The 19,711-nt window shown below is 69.3% G+C and carries 14 protein-coding genes and 1 tRNA gene; 12 read left to right on the top strand and 3 right to left on the bottom strand.

The genetic code is table 11. The features are described from left to right. Positions 1–36: 36 nt before the first annotated feature. The 8 genes from VGJ96_01075 (at position 37) to VGJ96_01040 (ending at position 9,408) form a co-directional block, all read left to right on the top strand. Entirely contained in the window at positions 37–1,581 is a 1,545-nt protein-coding gene (locus VGJ96_01075) for a Do family serine endopeptidase (GenBank protein ID HEY3285693.1), read from the top strand. Positions 1,582–1,700: 119 nt separating this feature from the next. Beyond that, positions 1,701–1,782 (top strand) — tRNA-Leu (locus tag VGJ96_01070). A 302-nt stretch (positions 1,783–2,084) separates the two neighbouring features. Next, on the top strand, positions 2,085–3,329 hold the full coding sequence (gene tig / locus VGJ96_01065; GenBank protein HEY3285692.1) for a trigger factor: 1,245 nt from the start codon (positions 2,085–2,087) through the stop codon (positions 3,327–3,329). Between the two features lie 86 nt (positions 3,330–3,415). Continuing rightward, positions 3,416–4,054 carry an ATP-dependent Clp endopeptidase proteolytic subunit ClpP gene (gene clpP, locus VGJ96_01060; GenBank protein HEY3285691.1) on the top strand — a complete coding sequence of 213 codons (639 nt, stop codon included), beginning with the start codon at positions 3,416–3,418 and terminating at the stop codon, positions 4,052–4,054. A 147-nt stretch (positions 4,055–4,201) separates the two neighbouring features. Further along, positions 4,202–5,455, top strand: a complete 1,254-nt coding sequence (gene clpX / locus VGJ96_01055) for an ATP-dependent Clp protease ATP-binding subunit ClpX (GenBank protein ID HEY3285690.1) — start codon at positions 4,202–4,204, stop codon at positions 5,453–5,455. A 179-nt stretch (positions 5,456–5,634) separates the two neighbouring features. Further along, positions 5,635–8,064 (top strand): endopeptidase La, encoded by a 2,430-nt coding sequence (gene lon / locus VGJ96_01050; protein ID HEY3285689.1) that lies wholly within the window; start codon positions 5,635–5,637, stop codon positions 8,062–8,064. Between the two features lie 16 nt (positions 8,065–8,080). Further along, complete coding sequence (gene yihA / locus VGJ96_01045; protein ID HEY3285688.1) at positions 8,081–8,791, top strand: ribosome biogenesis GTP-binding protein YihA/YsxC; 711 nt, start codon at positions 8,081–8,083, stop codon at positions 8,789–8,791. A gap of 2 nt (positions 8,792–8,793) precedes the next feature. Then, complete coding sequence (locus VGJ96_01040; protein HEY3285687.1) at positions 8,794–9,408, top strand: hypothetical protein; 615 nt, start codon at positions 8,794–8,796, stop codon at positions 9,406–9,408. Positions 9,409–9,533: 125 nt separating this feature from the next. Here VGJ96_01040 and VGJ96_01035 read toward each other — a convergent pair whose 3' ends face one another. The 3 genes from VGJ96_01035 to VGJ96_01025 form a co-directional block, all read right to left on the bottom strand. Next, positions 9,534–10,079 carry an NUDIX domain-containing protein gene (locus tag VGJ96_01035; GenBank protein HEY3285686.1) on the bottom strand — a complete coding sequence of 182 codons (546 nt, stop codon included), beginning with the start codon at positions 10,077–10,079 and terminating at the stop codon, positions 9,534–9,536. Beyond that, a complete protein-coding gene (locus VGJ96_01030; protein ID HEY3285685.1) occupies positions 10,079–12,394 on the bottom strand; it encodes a type II/IV secretion system protein in 2,316 nt (771 codons plus the stop codon). The genes VGJ96_01035 and VGJ96_01030 overlap by 1 nt, the downstream gene beginning before the upstream one ends. Before the next feature lie 107 nt (positions 12,395–12,501). Further along, positions 12,502–14,577: a hypothetical protein gene (locus VGJ96_01025; protein ID HEY3285684.1), complete on the bottom strand. Its 2,076-nt coding sequence runs from the start codon at positions 14,575–14,577 to the stop codon at positions 12,502–12,504. Positions 14,578–14,670: 93 nt separating this feature from the next. Here VGJ96_01025 and VGJ96_01020 point away from each other — a divergent pair, with 93 nt between their 5' ends. From VGJ96_01020 to VGJ96_01005, 4 genes are read left to right on the top strand one after another with little or no spacing between them, the layout of a single operon-like run. After that, positions 14,671–16,197: a chorismate-binding protein gene (locus tag VGJ96_01020; protein ID HEY3285683.1), complete on the top strand. Its 1,527-nt coding sequence runs from the start codon at positions 14,671–14,673 to the stop codon at positions 16,195–16,197. Positions 16,198–16,229: 32 nt separating this feature from the next. Further along, positions 16,230–17,804, top strand: coding sequence for an adenylate/guanylate cyclase domain-containing protein (locus tag VGJ96_01015; GenBank protein HEY3285682.1), 1,575 nt, complete (start codon positions 16,230–16,232; stop codon positions 17,802–17,804). After that, positions 17,801–18,574 carry a lipopolysaccharide kinase InaA family protein gene (locus VGJ96_01010; GenBank protein HEY3285681.1) on the top strand — a complete coding sequence of 258 codons (774 nt, stop codon included), beginning with the start codon at positions 17,801–17,803 and terminating at the stop codon, positions 18,572–18,574. The genes VGJ96_01015 and VGJ96_01010 overlap by 4 nt, the downstream gene beginning before the upstream one ends. Then, a complete protein-coding gene (locus tag VGJ96_01005; protein ID HEY3285680.1) occupies positions 18,571–19,623 on the top strand; it encodes a glycosyltransferase family 9 protein in 1,053 nt (350 codons plus the stop codon). The genes VGJ96_01010 and VGJ96_01005 overlap by 4 nt, the downstream gene beginning before the upstream one ends. Positions 19,624–19,711: the final 88 nt, after the last annotated feature.

The following is a 19,711-nucleotide window of genomic DNA, read 5'->3' as shown; positions in this document are numbered from 1 at the left end:
TAAGCAAGCGTCCCCCTAAACCGTTACTGTACGACTATGTCCCTCCATTTCTCCCGTTCCAAGATCGCGGCCATTGCCGCCTCCGCCTTCATCGGCGGTGTCTTCTTCGCCTCCTCCCTCGACTGGACGCAGGGTCTCTTCGCGCAGGGTGGCGGCAAGGTCAAGACCGAAATCGCCGCCCCGTTGCCGGCGGGCGCCCCGGGCGAGGGCTTCGCCACGATCGCCGAGCGCGTGACGCCGGCCGTCGTGTCGATCCAGGCCGAGCGCGACGCGCGACGCGCGCGCCCTAACCAGCAGCAGCAGCGACGCAACGTGCCGCCGGGATTCGAGGAGTTCTTCAACCAGCTCGACCCGCGCAACCAGGGCCCGTCCGAGTCGTCGGGGTCGGGCTTCATCGTCAGCAAGGACGGCTACATCCTCACCAACAACCACGTGGTCGAAGGCGCGGACCGCGTGAAGGTGCTGATGAGCGACCGTCGCGAGTTCAAGGCAAAGATCGTCGGCCGCGACCCGCAGACCGACGTGGCCGTGCTGAAGATCGACGGGGCGAACCTGCCGACCGTCGGGCTGGGCGACGACCAGAAGCTGCGCATCGGCGAGTGGGTAGTGGCCATCGGCAATCCGCTGGGGCTGAACTTCACCGTCACCGCCGGCATCATCAGCGCCAAGGGGCGCGGCAACGAACTATCGGGACTCAACCGCGACCAGTACGCCATCACGGACTTCATCCAGACCGACGCGGCCATCAACCCGGGCAACTCGGGCGGGCCGCTCATGAACACGCGTGGCGAAGTGATCGGCATCAACTCGGCGATCGCCAGCCAGACCGGGTTCTACTCGGGCTACGGCTTTGCCATCCCGATCACGCTGGCCAAGACCGTGATGGATGACATCGTGTCGCACGGCCGCGTGCGCCGCGCCATCCTGGGCATCACCATCAACGACGTGAACGCGGAAGACGCCGCCGTGGCCGGGCTGAAGCAGATCGCCGGCGCCAAGGTGGGCGGCTTCAGCGGCGACGATTCACCGGCGCGGAAGGCGGGGCTCGAGCCGGGCGACATCATCGTGCGCGTGGACGGCCACGACGTGGACCGCGTGTCGACGCTGCAGCGCCTGGTGCGGATGCACCAGCCGGGCGAGACGATCAGCGTGGACATCGTGCGCTACGGCGAACGGAAGAGCATGAAGATCCGGCTGCAGGAAGCGCCGACCGAGAACACGCAGGTGGCGAGCAACGACCAGCCGGCCGCCGGCACAGAGGGCGTGACGAACACCAAGCTGGGCATCAGCGTCGAGGCCATCACCCCCGAAGTCGCGAAGGCGAACGACATCGCCGACCAGTATCGCGGCCTGCGCGTGGTGTCGGTCGAGGCGGGCGGTCCGGCGGCCGACAAGCTGACGCGGAACGACGTGATCGTGCGGGTCATCCGTCCGGAACCGGCGGCGACGATTCGCACGGCGGCCGACCTGCAGAAGGTGCTCTCGCGCCTGAAGGACGGCGAGTACATCAGCCTGCTGGTGTATGCGCAGACCCAGTCCGGACCGGGGACGAGAGTCGTCAATATCAAGGTTGGAGAGTAGCACAGCGTACGATGGAGTACGACAGAGTACGAGAGAGAACGACAGAGGCGCGGGGCCGGGACGGCTCCGCGCCTCTGCCTTTGACGGCGACGGGCTGGGTGTTCTACCTTGCTGGGGACGCGAGAGTGGCGAAACTGGCAGACGCGCTGGACTTAGGATCCAGTGGGGTAACCCTTGCGGGTTCGAGTCCCGCCTCTCGCATAGAGACAGAGAGAGAACAGAGAAACAACAGACAAACAACACAGAGACAACAGAGAACGCAGGTCGTTGCGGGGCAACGGGTTGCCTTCCGGCGATGGGTCGCGAGCGGAGCGAGATGGCCGCCGACCCGATGCGTCTGTTGTCTCTCTGTTGTTTCTCTGTTGTCTCTCTGTTGTTTTTCTCAGAGACATTCCAATTAGGGCCTCCAAGCCCTAATTTCCGTTCTATAGTAGCCCCGCTGCCTTAGCAGGCGGCGGGGAATTTTTCCCTGTGCCCAATTCGCCGAAGGTCGGCTGTACGCAATGGATATCCAGATCACCAACACGAAGTCCGAGGGCGCCGAGCGCCGCATTCAGGTCGCCGTCCCGGGCGAGACCGTCAAGGACGCCAAGAAGCGGGCGGCCCGGCGTGTGGCGCAGCAGGTGCGCCTCCCGGGCTTCCGCATCGGCAAGGCGCCGGCGGCGATGGTGGAGAAGAAGTTCGCCGACGTCATCCAGCAGGAAGCGCTCGAGCAGGTGATGCGCGACGCCTATCAGGCGGTCGTCGAGCAGGAGAAGCTCAAGCTCGTGACGCAGCCGCACGCGCACGACGTGAAGTTCGCCGAGGACGAGGCGCTGTCCTTCGAACTGCACTGTGAGGTGCAGCCGGACGTCGCCCTCGCGCACGTGTCGGGCTTCCAGGTGAAGCGGCCGGCCGCGACGGTCACCAACGACCAGGTGAAGGAGCAGCTCGAGCAGCTGCGCGACCAGCGCGCCTCGTGGACGCCGGTGGAGGACAAGCCGGCCGAGGGCGACATGGTGGTGGTGATGCTCTCGATGGCCGACGAAGCGGGCGCGCTCCCCGAGGGCAAGGAGTACCGGGTGGTGCTCGGCGCGGGCCAGGCCATCCCGGCCATCGAGGAGCTGCTGATGGAACTGACGCCGGGCGGGACGGTGGAGCGCCCGGTACGCTGGCCCGATGACTTCCCCGACGAGTCGCAACGCGGCAAGACGAAGACGGTGCGCGCCGAGCTGAAGGAAGTGAAGCGCAAGGACGTGCCGGCGCTCGACGACGCGTTCGCGCGCGAGATGGGCGATTTCGAGTCGCTCGACGCGCTGACCGCCGTGGTGCGCAGCGATCTCGAGGCGAGCGCGGTGCGCGAGGCCGATGCCGCCGTGCGCGGGTTGCTGCTCGACGAGATCATCGGCGCCAACCCGTTCGACGTGCCGCCATCGTGGGTCACGCAGCTGGTGCAGTCGTACGCGCAGGCGTACGGGGTGCCGGAGGCCGAGGCCGAGCGTTTCACCACCGAGTTCCGCGCCACCGCGGAGCGGCAGGTGCGCCGCGACCTGGTGATCGAGACGATCGCCGAGCGTGAGCGCCTGACGGCGAGCGAGGCCGACGTGGACGCGAAGATCCAGGAGATGGCGGAGAAGCGCGGCGCGAACGCCGGCCAGGTGTACGCGCAGCTGCAGAAGGCGGGGCGCCTGCGCGAGATCGAGCGGGGTATCACCGAAGACCGCGTGTTTGCGTGGCTGCTCGAGCGCAACACCGTCGAACAGGCGTAAGGACGCAGGACATGACGAACCGCCGGCCGGACGGGCTTGCCCACGACGCTTCGCGGCCGGTTTCCCACGACGAGGACCCTGAACGCATGCCGATCATTCCCAACCCGTACGTGATCGAACGGTCGAGCCGCGGCGAGCGCAGCTACGACGTGTATTCGCGCCTGCTGATGGACCGCATCATCTTCCTCGGCACGCCGATCAATGACGACGTGGCGAACATGGTGATCGCCCAGCTGCTCTTCCTCGAGGCGGACAACCCGGGCCGGGACATCCACCTGTACATCAACTCGCCGGGCGGGAGCGTGAGCGCCGGGCTGGCGATGTACGACACGATGCAGTGGCTGAAGTCGCCGGTGAACACCATCTGCATGGGGATGGCGGCGTCGATGGGGTGCTTCCTGCTCGCCGGCGGCCACAAGGGCAAGCGTTCGGCGCTGCCGCACGCGCGCATCATGATGCACCAGCCGTCGGGCGGGTCGTCGGGCACGGCGGCGGACATCGAGATCCAGGCGAAGGAGATCCTCTACCTCCGCGCGCAGATGAACGAACTGATGTCGAAGCACACGGGACGCCCGGTGGAGCAGATCGAGCGCGATTTCGACCGGGACTTCTACATGTCGGCCGAGGAAGCCAAGGCCTACGGCATCATCGACCACGTCGTGTCGCCGCGCGATCGCGAGGCCGAGGTGGTGGCCGCCGTGGCGTCGGTGACCGCCACGAAGTGAACGGGACGGCCGGGAACAGGGTAAGGAGTGCAGGACGACTGTTTCCGGCCCGAATTGCTTGCCCCCGGCCGTGACCGGGTGTTACTAGAAGAGAAGCTGTGCGTCGAAGGGGCGGCACCCCTGCGGCACATCAAAGGTTGAGGCCCGATGAACTCGATGTCCCACGATCGTCACCTGCGCTGCTCGTTCTGCGGCAAGTCCAAGGACGCGGTCCGGAAATTCATTTCCGGGCCGTCCGTGTACATCTGCAACGAGTGCATCGCGCTGTGCAACGAGATCCTCGCCGAAGATGAAGAGCGGGAGGTCGGCGAGGCGGTGACGCGCGTGCCGGCGCCGCAGGAGATCAAGGACGTCCTCGACCAGTACGTGATCGGCCAGGAAGCGGCCAAGAAGGCGCTCGCCGTGGCCGTGTACAACCACTACAAGCGCATCAACAGCCCCAAGCGCGACGGCGACGTCGAGCTGGACAAGTCGAACATCCTGCTCATCGGCCCGACGGGCGTGGGCAAGACGCTGCTGGCGCAGACGCTGGCGCGCATCCTCGACGTGCCGTTCACGATCGCCGACGCGACGACGCTGACCGAGGCGGGGTACGTGGGCGAGGACGTGGAGAACATCCTCGTGCGGCTGCTGCAGGCGGGCGACTTCAACGTCGCCGAGTGCGAGCGCGGCATCGTGTACATCGACGAGCTCGACAAGATCGCGCGCAAGAGCGAGAACCCGAGCATCACGCGCGACGTGTCGGGCGAGGGCGTGCAGCAGGCGCTGCTCAAGATCCTCGAGGGAACGGTGGCGAGCGTGCCGCCGCAGGGCGGGCGCAAGCATCCGCAGCAGGAATACATCCAGATCAACACCAAGGACATCCTGTTCGTGTGCGGCGGCGCCTTTGACGGGCTGGAGAAGATCATCGAGGCGCGGCTGGGCAAGCGGCAGATCGGCTTCAGCGCCGAGGATCAGCTGGCGGCGCAGGGCGGCAGCGTCGCGCACATCTTCAAGTACGTCGAGCCCGACGACCTGCTGCGGTTCGGGCTGATCCCCGAGCTGGTGGGCCGCCTCCCGGTGGCCGTGCCGCTCGAGTCGCTCGACGAGACGGCGCTGGTGCGCATCCTGAAGGAGCCCAAGAATGCGATCACCAAGCAGTTCGCCAAGCTGTTCGAACTCGAGGACGTGACGCTGACGTTCGACGAGGGGGCGCTGAAGGCGATTGCCAAGAAGGCGCTCGACCGCGGCACGGGGGCGCGCGGCCTGCGCGCCATCGCGGAGGAGCTGCTGCTCGACACGATGTTCGACCTGCCGGGGCGCGACGACGTGGTGGGCGTGACGGTGACGGAAGCCACGGTCACGAACAAGCAGCCGCCGTTGCTGGAGTTGAGTGCCAAGAGGCAGAAGAAAGAGGCGTGACCTGAGTACGACAGAATCGGACAGAGTACGACAGAGTACGACAGAGTACGACAGAGTACGACAGAGTACGACAGAGTACCACAGAGGGCGGGGGCGAGTCCCCCGCCCTATCGTTTATCGGGATCCCGAATCGACATCCTCGGTCGCAATCCTGGGTCCACATCCTCTATCTTTCCTAGATGAGCCAGATGTTCTTCCGCGACGCGGAACCGATCGAAGCGGCCGACCGCCTGCCCGTGCTGCCGCTGCGCGACGTGGTGCTCTTTCCCCACGTCGCAATGCCGCTGCTGGTGGGGCGGGCGGGGTCGCTGGCGGCGCTCGAGGCGGCGGAGGGGGGCGACCAGCTGGTCCTGCTCCTCACGCAGCGCGACAGCAGCGTGCAGGACCCGGCGGCGGCCGACCTGTATCGCGTGGGGACCCTGGCGCGCGTGCTGCAGTACACCAAGCTGCCGAACGGCGCCGCCCGCGTGCTGGTCGAGGGGCTGGCGCGCGCGCGCGTGGAGAAGTTCGTTGCCGGCGCCAAGCTGCTGCGCGCGATCGCCAGGCCGCACCCGTTCACAGTCGTGCCGGGCGACGGCGTGCAGGACGAGGCGCGCAAGGCGCTCGCCCTCTTCGAGGAGTACGTCACGCACCACCGCCGGCTCCCGCCGGAGGTGACGGCGCTCGTGCAGTCGGCGAGCAGCCTCGAACGGCAGGGGTGCGGCATCGCCGCGCACCTGGCGGTGCGCCACGAAACGCGACAGACGCTGCTCGAAGCCCCGCGCCTCGTGGACCTCTTCCGCGCGCTCACCGAGCTGACGGCCGGCGAGACCGAGCTGCTGCGGCTCGAGCGCAAGATCGAGGACGACGTGCGCGGGTCGCTCTTCCAGAACCAGCGCGAGTTCTACCTGCAGGAGCAGCTGCGCGCCATCCACCGCGAACTGGGCGACGACGAGGGCGACGACCTCGCCGACCTCGAGGCGCAGCTGAACGCCCGCGCCCTGTCGGAACAGGCGCGCGCGCGGGCCGACCGCGAGCTGCGGCGCCTGCGCCGGATGTCCCCGATGTCGCCGGAGGCGTCGGTGGCGCGCAACTACGTGGAGTGGCTGGCCGCGCTCCCCTGGGGCGAGCGCACCGACGACATGCTCGACGTCGTGCGCGCCCGGGCCATCCTCGACGAGGACCACCACGGGCTCGCCGAGGTGAAGGAGCGGATCGTCGACTACATCGCGGTGCTGTCGCTGGTCGGCAAGCTGGAGGGGCCGATCCTCTGCCTCGTCGGTCCGCCGGGCGTGGGCAAGACGTCGCTCGGCCGCAGCGTCGCCCGCGCGCTGGGGCGCAAGTTCGTGCGGATGTCGCTGGGCGGCGTGCGGGACGAAGCCGAGATCCGCGGGCACCGCCGCACGTACATCGGCGCGCTCCCGGGGCGCATCCTGCAGGCGATGCGCCGCGCCGAGAGCGTGAATCCGGTGATCCTCCTCGACGAGGTGGACAAGCTGGGGAGCGACTGGCGCGGCGATCCGTCGGCCGCGCTGCTGGAAGTGCTCGACCCCGAGCAGAACCGCGCGTTCAATGATCATTTCCTCGAGGTCGACTACGACCTTTCGCAGGTGCTGTTCATCACCACCGCCAACTCGCTGGGCGGGATTCCCGAGCCGCTGCGCGACCGGATGGAGATCATCCGGCTCCCGGGCTACCTGGACCAGGAGAAGATCGCCATCGCGCAGCGTCACCTGATTCCACGCCAGTTCACGCAGCACGGCATTGCGCCGGAGTCGGTGACGTGGGCGACCGACGCGCTCCCCGCGATCCTGCGGCAGTACACGCGCGAGGCGGGCGTGCGCGAACTGGAGCGGCGCATCGCGCGCCTGGCGCGCAAGGTGGCGCGCCGCCGGGCGGAGCATCCAGGCGATCCGACGCCCCGCGACACCATCGCGGCCGCCGACCTGCGGGCGCACCTGGGCGTGGCGCCGTACGATCCCGATGAGGTGACGCACGAGGATCGCGTCGGCGTGGCGCAGGGGCTGGCGTACACGCAGGTGGGCGGCGAGCTGCTGGAGGTCGAGGTGAGTGTCGTCCCGGGACGCGGCCGCGTGATGCTGACGGGAACGCTCGGCGACGTGATGAAGGAGTCGGCGAGCGCGGCGCTCAGCTACATCCGGTCGCGCGCCGAAGTGCTGGGTGTTCCGCTGGACTTCGCGCGCACGCGTGACGTGCACGTGCACCTGCCGGCGGGCGCCACGCCCAAGGACGGGCCGTCGGCCGGCATCGCGCTGGCCGCGGCGATCGTGAGCGCGCTCACCGGCACGCCCCTGCGCGGCGATGTCGCGATGACGGGCGAGATCACCTTGCGCGGCCGTGTGCTGCCAATCGGGGGGCTCAAGGAGAAGGCGGTGGCCGCCCACCGGCACCATGTGGCACACGTGATCATTCCGGTCGGCAACCAGCGCGACCTCGAGGAACTGCCGGAGGAGGTGCGCCAGGGCGTGCACTTCCATGCGGTGAAGACGATGGACGAAGTGCTCGCCTTCGCGCTGCGCGCGATTCCCGTGGCGGCACCCGACAAGCGCCGCAGCGCCGCCAAGGCCGCGGGCGCGCGGGTGGCCGACGCGCCGCACGTGACTCATTAGCACAAGGACGACCAACGTGAGGGAACGGAAGAAGGCCGGGAGCGGACCGTCCGCGACGGCGCCGGACGCGGCCGATCGCGGTCGGCCGTCAACGAACGATCCGCTGGTCATCCGTCACCTCGAGTTCCTGGGCGGCATGGCCTCGGTGGGTGGGTGGCGGCCGCCGGCGGGGCTCCCCGAGGTGGCGTTCAGCGGGCGTTCCAACGTAGGCAAGTCGTCGCTGCTGAATCGCCTGGTGCGTCGCAAGGCGTTCGCGCGCGTGAGCAAGACGCCGGGGCGCACGCGCGAGATCAACTTCTTCGGGGTGAACCGCGAGTTCGTGCTCGCCGACCTGCCGGGCTATGGCTACGCCCGCATCTCGAAGGAGCGGCAGGGCGAGTGGGTGCACTTGATCGGCGGATACCTTCGCGACAACCCGAACCTGCGCGGCGTGGTGCAACTGCTCGACGCCCGGCACGATCCGACGGAGGACGACCTGCGGATGTTCGACCTCCTGGCCGAGCTTGGCGTGCCGGCGCTCGTGGTCGTGACGAAGATCGACAAGCTGTCCGCGCCGCAGCGCGCCCAGCGCATCACGGCCCTTGCGGCGCAATGCGGGGTAGAAGAGGATCAGGTGATCCTGTGCAGCGCGGTGACCGGCGAGGGCCGCGACGATCTCGCGGCCTCGCTGGCCGCGCTGCTCGCGGCGCCACCCGATTCACCCGAGACTTCCCCTTCGGACGAGTGACCATGCGCTGGAGACCGCTGGCGTGGATGGCAATGGCGGCCCTGCTCGCGCCGACGGCGCGCGCGCAGCAGGCCGCCGTGGACTCGGCGTCCCTTCCCGCCGGCTTCGGCACGCTGCGGCAGGACGACATCGCCGTGAAGGTGCAGTTCAACGCCCTGCAGGTGCGCGTCCTGCCGCTCGACGAGAGCGTCATCCGGACACTCTCCCCCGATTCGTACCGCGCCCTGCACGAACTGCGCGAGAGCAAGCGCGCGGCGATGGACGCCGTGCTGCGCCGCACGGCGATGCCGGGGGCCAGCCTCTGGTATGTGCAGTTCTACAATCTCGAACCGGGCGAGGCGCGCTTCAGCCCGATGGAACTGGTGATCAATTCCGCGGGGCGCGACTTCCGCCCGGTCGAGGTCCTGCCGCTCACGTCGGGTTTCGGCGAGCAACGCCTGCGGCAGCGCGAAGTGCAGGCCGCGCTCTACGTCTTCGATCCGGCCATCGACATCAACCAGCCGCTGACCCTGACGTTCGAGACGCAGAGCAGCGCCGCGTGGGAGACGCTGTTCAAGAAGGTTGACCGCGAGCGGACGCTGATCCGGAGCCGGGCGAGCGCGAAGCCAGGAAGCTGAAGGGCCGGATGCGACTCACGCGGACAGTGATGGCAGATGGCAGATGGCAGATGGCAGATGGCGGAGCCGATGGGTGTCGTCTCGGCGTTCCGCCATCAGCCATCTGCCATCACTCGCGCTCGCCACTAGGGCCTGTCGATCAACAGCGCATCCTCCGCCTTCCCCGCCGTCCCGCCCTTGAACAGCACCGCGATGTGATCGAGCGCCTCGCGCTCTCGCGGCCAATGGTAGCGACGGCGGGCGGCGGCGCGAGTGAGCCACTGGTGCGCATCGTGCTCGTCGCCCGTCGCCACCGCTCCGGCGCCGACCACCGCAACGAAAGCAACCGCCAGCTCCACGGTCCCCGTCGATTTCATGAAGAACGGATTGACGGTCAGGGCGTAGAGGCGTTCGATCGGGAGTCCCGTCTCCTCGCGCACCTCGCGCCGAGCGGCCTGTGGCGGCGTCTCGCCGCGCTCGATGCGCCCGTGCACCGCCTCCCAGGTTCCTGGACAGCGCACACCGGCCGCGCGGCGCAGGGCGAGGTGCTGCCAGCCGCGGCCGGCCGCGCGCACCACAAAGACATCCACCACGCCGGCCCGCACGATCGTCTCGCGCACGTCGTTGCGGCGCACCGCGGGGCGGCGGCCGGCGCGAGGCGGGCGGTTGGACGGCGCGGGGCGCCGGGCCATCAGCTGCGCCGGCGCGCGAGCAGGGAGTGGAGACGCGCGGAGAGCGCGCGCGGGCGGAACGGCTTCGTGAGGTAGTCGCTCGCCCCGAATTCGAAGACGCGCACCTCGCTGTCCTCGTCGCCTTTGGCCGTCAGGACGATCACCGGCAATTCCGCCGTCGCCGGCCGTGCCCGGAGATGGCTGAGCACCCCATATCCGTCGAGGCGCGGCAGGTTGAGGTCGAGCACCACGATGTCGGGAGCGGCGCGATCGATCTCGTCGAGCGCCTTCACGCCATCGGCCGCCTCGAAGCAGGTGAAGCCCTCGCGCTCCAGGAGGTCCTTCATCACGCGCCGCAGTGCGTCTTCGTCCTCGACCAGCAGCACCTTCTTGGAGCCCGCGCGCCCTTCCCCCGCCATCTCGTCCACGAGCTGGAACTCACCGCCGACCGGTGAGGCCGGCACGGCGTGGAGGTGCGTGCGAACGCCCGCGCCCTTGGGGAGGACGTGCGCCGCAAGCGTGTCGAGCGAGCCGCTGGCGGGGCGGGCGGTATCCGGCTCGGCGGGCGGCGTGTCACTCACCGTGGCCGGACCGTCGGTGACCGCCCGCACCGGCGTGCCCGGCGTGCGCAGCTGCTCGGGGGTCGGCGCCTCGAGCACGCGCAGCAGCTCGTCGATGCTCGTCTCGCCGTTGCGCACGTGCGCGATGCCGCTCTCCCAGAGCGACAGCATCCCGTTCTCGCGCGCCGCCTCCACGAGCTTGTCGAGCGGCTCGTTCCCCGCCACGCGGCGCTCGAACTCGGGTGACGTCACCAGCACTTCCGTCACCGAGAACCGGCCGCGATAGCCGGTCATCGAACAGTCAGGACAGCCGACGCCGCGATACAGCGTGGTCATCCCCTCGGGGAACCACCGCTTGAGCCGGTCGGGAACGGGACCGGTGTGCAATTCGCGGCACGAGTTGCAGAGGCGCCGCATCAGCCGCTGCGCAATGATCCCCTTGATGGCCGCGGCAATCTTGTACGGCTCGATGCCGATGTCGACCAGGCGGGCCACCGAGCTGGGGGCGTCGATCGTGTGCAGCGTCGACAGCACCAGGTGACCGGTCAGCGAAGCCTGCACGGCGATGTTCGCCGTCTCCCGGTCGCGGATCTCGCCGACGAGGATGACGTCGGGATCCTGGCGCAGGATCGAGCGCAGCGCCGCGACGAAGGTGAGCCCGGCCTTCTCGTTCACCTGCACCTGCACGATCCCGGCGAGGCGATACTCGACCGGGTCTTCGACCGTGATGATGTTGACGCCGCGCGACTGCACCAGACGCAGCATCGAGTACAGCGTCGTCGTCTTGCCCGACCCCGTGGGGCCGGTGACGAGCACCACGCCCTCGCGCACGTCGAGCAGTCCCTTGATGCGCGCTGACTCGTCGGCATTCAGGCCGAGCGAGTCGAGCGACAGCACAGTCGAACGCTGGTCGAGAATGCGGATGACGACCTTCTCCCCCTGCGACGCGGGGAGCGTCGAGACGCGAAGGTCGACCCGGCTGCCGTTCACCGCCACGCGCGCCCGGCCGTCCTGCGGGCGCAGGCGATCGGCGATGTCGAGCGAGGCCATGATCTTGATGCGGCTCACCAGCGGAATGCCGGCGGCGCGCGGGAGGATCATCACCTGACGGAGCACCCCGTCGATGCGGTAGCGGACGGCGACGCCCGCTTCCTCTGGCTCGATGTGGATGTCCGACGCGCGGCTCTGGATCCCCTCGGCCACGATGTGGTCCACGAGGCGGATGACGGGGCGGTCGCTGGCGCGTTCCGCGCCACCGATGTCCATCTCGGCGTCTTCGAACTCCTCGCTGATCGCCTCGACGTCGTAGTCGGTGGAAACGCCCTCGAGGATCTTCTCGACGACATTCTCCGGGCGGTACAGCTCCTCGATGCGCTCCACGATCTTGGTCGGCGAGGCCAGCGCCATGCGGATGGTGCGGCCGAGCGCAAACGCGAGCGTGCGCTCGCAGTCGAGGTCGTGCGGATCGGCCGTGGCGATGTCGAGGTGCGTGTCCGAGATGGCGAGCGGCAGGACCCGGTACTTCCGCGCCAATTGTTCCGGGACCAGTTCCTTGGCCTGCTGCGACACCTGCTGGGTGTTGGCCACCTTCATCCGGAAGCGCGCCGACAGCGCCTGCAGGATCTGATCGTCCGAGACGAAGTTCCGCCGGACCGCCGCCTCCCAGTACGACTCCTCCTTCAGCCCGCGCAGCTCTTCCATGTGCTCGGGCGTGAGCAGGCCCTCAAGCGTGACGAGCAGCCACTCGTCGCGCGCGGCAAAGGCGGGGTTGGTCAACGGAGACCCTCCCCTGCTCTACGGTTGCAGAAGCCTGTGTCCACGATGGGAAAGGTAACGCGCGGAACGCCGCGTCGGGAATGCCCACTGGTGCCCACCAATCGACACTACAGGATCGGCCAAAGCAACGGCGAAACATCGACGCCAAACATCCATTTCCCGCCCTGAAAGCCCCGCGCGACGTCGATACGCAACTGGTCGAAGATCGAGAGAATTCCGAGGCCGACCGCGCCATGCCAGCCATGTCCGGACTGACCGGGCGCGTTCACCCAGAGCGCCGTGGCGAAGGGCGCGAAGGTCACGCTGCTCGGCACCCGCCCGAAGCGGCCGAGCCGCAGGGGGACGAAGGGGATGGACCGCTGCCCTTCGATGCGCTGTGAGAGCCCCAGTCGGCCGGCAAACTGGTGATACGCGTACCCCGGCCCGGTGACGGGCCCGCCGAGGCGCACGAGGCGCTGGAGCGGTGGCGCAAATCCACCGGCAACGCCGGCGGCCAGGCTCCGCGAGACGAGCCTCCAGCGCCCCGCCTTCATCGAGCCGTCCACCGACAGCGTGCCGCGGCCGAGCCAGCCGGCCTCGCCCACCCTGAGGCCCGCGTCGAAGCGATCACGCTCTGCTGTCACGGCCGTCCACACCGCGAAGTTGGCCCGGCCGATGGCCAGCGACGGATGGCGCAACTCGATGCCGAACCGCCAGGCCTGCAGCCAGTCGGCCTTGAGCGTCGGCTCGTACTCGCCGGTGGCCGGCGTGGCGTGCACGGCGACGGCCGTCTCTTCCCGCCGTTCGACGGACGCCGACCAGCGCCAGCCATCGGAGGGGGCAAACCCCAGCGTCAATCCCACCGCCCGCTGGCGATAGGGATCGGTGTAGTCCGCGCCAAACTCCTGGGCGGCGATCGAATTGCGGACGCCGCTCACCTCCGGCACGTCGCCGGCATCCGCCAGGTCGTCGCGTGCCTGCAGCGTCAGGTGGACGCCGTTGGCCCGGCGCCAGGCGAGGGCGAGCGTCCCGGCGGCGCGCCGGTTCGCCGTGCCGTAGCGGGCCCGTGCTGACGCCAGCAGTCCCGCGCCCAGCGCGCGTCGCAGCCCCGCGCCGAAGGCGAGGCCCTCGACGCGGTTCACGCGCACGAGGTCGCTGATGGACCGCGCGGCCGGGTTGGTGGACCGCACCCGCGCCAGCGCCTCGGCGCGCACCAGTTCGCGCGCCGCCTCCTGCACGGCGCGCACGTCGTCATCGGTGGCCAGCGTCACGTCAGAGGGGAGCCGATCGAGGATCGCGCCCATGAACGGATAGCGGCGCAGCGCCTCGGGCGTCATGGCGGGCACCACCTCGGGTCCGGCGGTGACGCCCGCCGTGAGCCCGACATTGGTCTGCACGCAGCAGATATCCCAGCGCCCGCGAATGATGCCGCGCGAGGGAAAGTCGAGCCACGATCCGGTGCGGCGAATCTCGATCTCCTGGCGATACGGCAGCCAGAAACGCCCATCCACGAGCCCGTTCTCGAGCACCACCGAGACATCCTCGAGGTACTTGTCGCGCAGCGCGGCGCGCGTGAATGAGAAGGCCATCCGCACGACGGTGGCCGTGGCGCGATCGATGTAGACGGCGCCAACCGCTCGCGGAAGGCGGTCGTCGCGCGGACGGACGCGCACCATCACCACGTCGAAGGCGCGGTCGTTCGTGCGAATGGTCAGCGAGTCGGATACCGCGAACTCGTACGCGGCACGCCCCGCCGGCGACAACGGGTGCGGCACGTCGCGCACCTCATCGCCGTCGCCCAGGCGGATGACCGACGGGAAGTTGTTCTGGATGATGGCGAGATGGTCGCGATGGTACTCGATGTCGGTGGGGAGCAGCAGCGTGTCGCGCCGGCCGACGATCCGCTGCTTGCTCTGGTCCGGCGCGCGCCAATAGACTTCGACCATCAATTCGTCGGTCTTCATGACGCGGGGCGGATCGGGAAAGCCGTCGCCGACCTGCGCCAGGAAGGTGAGATAGCCGTGCGCACGGGCCGTGTAGTCGACCAGGCCGGTGTCGGCGAGCTGGGCGGTGCGGCGGGCGATCGCCCGATCGACGAGCTGCATCGTCGACGTTGTGTTCCACGCCGTCGAATCCGTCCGCTGCTGGGCGGCGAGCGCCAGCGGAAGGACGCACCACGCGAGGGCCAGGCGGACGGGGCTCATGATGTAACATCGCGGGGAACGACGGAACGAGGCAACGGGGATGGAGGCGAGGGGACGGGGGATGGGAGTGGGGACGAGCGAGGAGAGTGCATCGTGAGCAAGCCGGCGGCGGACAGCTTCGAGACTTTCGACACACGGGCCACGGCGGGCGGGTTGGTTCCCGTCTGGCGCGACGTGCTGCTCGACGCCGACACGCCCGTGGCGGCCTTCCAGCGCCTGCGCCGCGGCCCGTTCGCCTTCCTCCTCGAATCGGCCCCGGCGGGGGGCGAGACGTGGGCCCGCTACACCTTCATGGGCAGCGAGCCGCACGCCGCGTGGCGCCTGCGCGACGGCGTGGTCGAAGACTGGACCGCGGAGCGCGGCTGGCACGGGGCGCGCACCCCGGCCGACCCGATGGACGACCTGCGCGACATCCTCGCACAGATGCCGGTGGCCGAGGCCCCCGAAGTGGGCGCCTTCTGGGCGGGCGCCGTGGGGTACTTCGCGTACGACATCGTGCGCCACTTCGAGCGTCTTCCTGCCGCCCCGCCGCGCGGGATCGACGCGCCCGATGCGATCGTCATGTTCCCACGCACGGTCGTCATCATCGACAACCTGCGCGCGCAGGCCCGCGTGGTCTGTGGCGTGCCGGTGGCGGCGGGTGCCGATGCCGCGGCACGCCGCGCGGCGTACGACGCCGGCATGGCCGATGTCGCGCGCACCATCGCCCAGTTGCGCGCCGGCCCGTCGCTGCGCGCGCTCGACCTCGACCCGCAAGCCACGCCGGCCGTGGGACGGTCGTCGATGAGCCGCGACGCGTTCATGGCGGGGGTGGCGCGCATCAAGGAACATATCGTGGCCGGCGATGTCTTCCAGGCCCTGCTCGCGCGGCGCATCAGCGTCCCGCACGACTTCGAGGGCACCGACCTGTATCGCGCCATCCGCGCGCTGAACCCGTCGCCCTACATGTACCACCTGCTGCTCGACGGCGTGGAACTCGTCGGCAGTTCCCCCGAACTGCTCGTGCGCGTGGCCGACGGCCGAGTGGTGGTCCGCCCCATCGCCGGAACGCGACGGCGCGCCGGGACGCCCGAGGAGGACGACCGCCTCGCCGAAGAACTGCTGGCCGACGAGAAGGAGCGTGCCGAGCACGTGATGCTCGTCGACCTCGGGCGCAACGACGTCGGGCGCGTGTCGCAGTACGGCAGCGTGCAGGTCACCGACCTGATGACGGTGGAGCGGTACTCGCACGTGCTGCACATCGTGAGCCAGGTGGAAGGCACGCTCCCGACGGGGACGTCGGCGCTGGACGTCCTGCGCGCGACGTTCCCCGCCGGCACGATGACCGGGGCGCCGAAGGTGCGCGCCATGCAGATCATCGACGACCTCGAACCCGAGCGGCGCGGTCCGTACGCCGGCGCGGTCGGATACATCGCGGCGGGCGACCAGCGCATGGACCTCGCCATCACCATCCGCACGTGCGTCATCGCCAATGGCGAGGCGAACGTGCAGGCGGGGGGCGGCATCGTCGCGGATTCGGATCCGGTGATGGAGTGGGAGGAGACCGAGAACAAGGCGCGCGCGATGCTGACGGCCATCGGTCGCGTGCGGACCAACCCTGCCGGCGTGCCTGACGTCTAGGCGCGGCCGTCGGAACGCACCATATTCCCGCCATGAAGTATCGGCTTATCGGCACCGAGAGCGCCTACCATTTTGAGCTCGCCCCCACCGGGACGCTCATTTGCGGGCGCGCGGTCACGAGCGACCTCGCCATCATCGACCCCACGGTGTCGCGTCACCACGCGGATCTCGAGGTCGGCGAGGGCGGCGTCACGGTGCGCGATGTCGGGTCGAGCAACGGCACGTTCCTGAACGGGGTCAAGATCGACCAGGCCCTCGTGACCGCGGGCGACCAGGTGACGTTCGGCAAGGTGACCTTCCGCCTTGAGGCCGTGGCCGAGACGCCCGCACCGCCGCCCCCGCCCGCCACGCCGCAGATCCCGGGCGGCACGATCGTGCGCCAGGTGCCGCCGCGTGCGCCCTCCGCAGGGCTCGACGAGAGCGCCAAGCTGCACGCCGCGATGGCCGCGGCGGAACCGGCCGAGAAGGACCGGCAGAAGCTCGCCATCCTGCTCGAAGTGTCAAAGGGGCTGACCAAGGTCGCCGACACCGACGCCCTCCTCGCCAAGGTCGCCGACTACGTCTTCCAGATCCTCGAGGCGGACCGCTGCGCGATCCTGCTGCACGAAGGCGACCACATGGTGCAGAAGGTGGCGCGCGACAAGCGCAGCGCGACCGTCGCGTACCAGGTGCCGCAGTCCATCGTCAGCATCGTGGTCGGGGACAAGGTGGCAGTGCTGTCGGACAACGCGGGGGAGGACACCCGCTTCGGCGGCCAGTCCATCCTCATGCAGCAGGTGCGCAGCACCATCTGCGCCCCGCTCGTCAGCAGCGAGGACCAGGTGCTCGGCGTGCTCTACGTCGACAACTTCAGTCTCGCGAAGCGCTTTGGCGAGAACGACCTCGACTTCCTGATCGCGTTCGCCGGCATCGTGGCGGTCGCGCTCGAGAACGCGAGCTTCGCCGAGCGCATCCGGCGCGAGGCGCTGACGCGCAGCAACTTCGAGCGGTTCTTCACGCCGCAGCTGGCGGCGCGCATCGCCAACGCCGGCGAGGCCATCCGCCTCGGCGGCGAGAAGCGCCGGGTCACCGTGCTGTTCAGCGACATCCGCGGCTTCACGGCACTCTCCGAGACGATGAACCCGGACGTGATGGCCAAGCACCTCACGGAGTACTTCACCGAGATGGTGGACTGCGTGTTCCGCCACGGCGGCACGCTGGACAAGTTCATCGGCGACGCCGTGATGGCGCAGTGGGGCGCGCCGATCGCCGAGCCGGACGATGCCGACCGGGCGATGGCGGCCGCGCTCGACATGATGCAGGAGCTGGACGTCCTCAACGCGCGCTGGCGCGCGGAAGGACGCCCCGAACTGAAGATCGGCATCGGCATCAACTGCGGCGACGCGTTCGCCGGCAACATCGGATCGGAACGCCGCCTCGAGTACACGGTCATCGGCGACACCGTCAACACGGCGAGCCGGCTCTGCTCCAAGGCCGCCGGCGGCGAGATCATCATCTCCGACGATTATCGGAGAGAGCTCACGAAGCTGCCGGCCCTCGAGGAGTTGGAGCCGCTGGTGCTCAAGAACAAGAGCCAGCCGGTGCCGGCGTTCCGCGTCCGGCGGTGAGCGGCGATACGCTCCCCGCGGGCTACGTCCGCAGCGCACACGACGGGATAGAGCTGGTCTCGCGCGCGTGGGCCGCGGACGCCCTGGCCTTCGCGCTCGTGGCGCACGGCACGCTCTACCGCTGGGCCGAGGCGCAGTCGGGGCGCGAGGCCCTGCGCGGGCGCGGCGTCGCCTGGGCCGCTACGCTCCCGGCGGGCACCGATGCCGACCTGCGCACACCGGTCGTGGTGCGTCACTCCCGGCACGGCGGCGTGCTGGCGTCGCTCACGGGCGACCTATTTCCGCGCCCGACACGCGCCCCGAACGAGTTGGTCGCGTCCGCGCGCCTGACCGCGGCGGGCGTGCCAACCCCCGAAGTCATCGCGTACGTCGTGCATCCCGTCGCCGGCCTGCTGGCGCGCAGCGACGTGATGACCCGGCGCCTCCCGCCGGGCCGCGATTTTCCCGCGGCGTGGCTGGCGCATTCGTCCGTGACCGAGCGAGCGACCATCATCGACGCAGTGGCCGCGCTGCTGCGCGCCCTCTCCCGGGCCGGGGCGCATCACCCCGACCTCAACTGCAAGAACATCTACGTCGCCGGCGACGGCGGTGCGGTGACGGCCTATGTGCTCGACGTGGACCGCGTGCGGTTCACGGAGGACGCGCAGGCGGCCGCGAGCAACTTTGCGCGCCTCGCGCGATCCGTCCGCAAGTGGGACGCCGAGCAGTCGCTCGGCGTCGGTGACGATGCGCTGGTGCGGCTCGCCGCGCTCGCCTGGGTGGATGCATGAGACCGCCGATCGCCGCGCCGCTCCAGCGGGTCTGCATCGTGATGATGAGCGCGGTGGGCGATGCGGTGCACGTCCTGCCGGTCATCAGCGCGCTCAAGCGCCAGTATCCTGGCGTCCACATCACGTGGGTGCTGCAGCCGGGGCCCGCCGCGCTGGTCCGTGGACATCCGCTCGTCGACGAGATCATCCTGTTCGATCGCACCAAGGGCGTCGCCGGTTTCGTGGAAGTGCGCCACCAGTTGCGCGCACGCCAGTTCGACGTGGTGCTGAACCTCCAGGTCTACTTCAAGGCGGGCATCATCACCGCCTTCACGCAGGCCCCCGTCAAGCTGGGCTTCGATTTTGCGCGCGCCCGCGACTTCAACTGGCTCTTCACCAGCGACCGCGTGCATGCGCGGCCCATGCAGCACGTGCAGGACCAGTATTTCGAGTTCACGGAATGGCTGGGCATTCCGCACGAGCCGGTGACCTGGGGACTTGGCCCGTTCAACGACGCCGAGCGCACGTGGCAGCGCGAGTTCATGGCGCGCTTCGACCGGCCCATCGCGCCCATTGTGGTCGCCACGAGCAAGGCGCAGAAGGACTGGCTCCCCGAGCGCTGGGCGCAGGTGTGCGATGCACTCGCCGGCGATTTCGGCTTGCAGCCGGTGCTGGTGGGCGGGCGCTCGCCGCGCGAGCTGCGGGCGGAGCACGTGATCCTCGAGCAGGCGCGCAGCAAGCCCGTGAGCGCCCTCGGACAGGGGGGCCTGCGCGGACTCGTGGGCATCTTTGACGCGGCGGCGCTCGTCCTGTCGCCCGACACCGGGCCGCTGCACATCAGCGTGGCGCTCGACCGGCCCGTGGTCTCGCTCATCGGCTACTCGAACCCGAAGCGCGTCGGACCCTACCGGAAGTTCCGTGACCTGATGATCGACGCCTACGGCGATCCCGGCGAAGACTATCCGATCTCGATGGAGAACCGGCGTGACCGGATGGCGCGCATCACGGTGACCGACGTCCTCGAACGCGTGCAGCGCTGGAAGGACGGATACGCGAACGCTGGTAGCTGACCGGACGCCGACGCCAGGTGTCCCCCCGGATCTGACGGCGAACGCCGGCCAACTACCAGCGATTGTTCGCGTGCCGCGCCGAGTTTTC

The organism is Gemmatimonadaceae bacterium, from assembly GCA_036504815.1.
Lineage (GTDB): Bacteria > Gemmatimonadota > Gemmatimonadetes > Gemmatimonadales > Gemmatimonadaceae > PNKL01.
The sequence above is the reverse complement of the archived record's forward strand: the minus strand, read 5'-3'. Positions and strand labels throughout refer to the sequence as shown.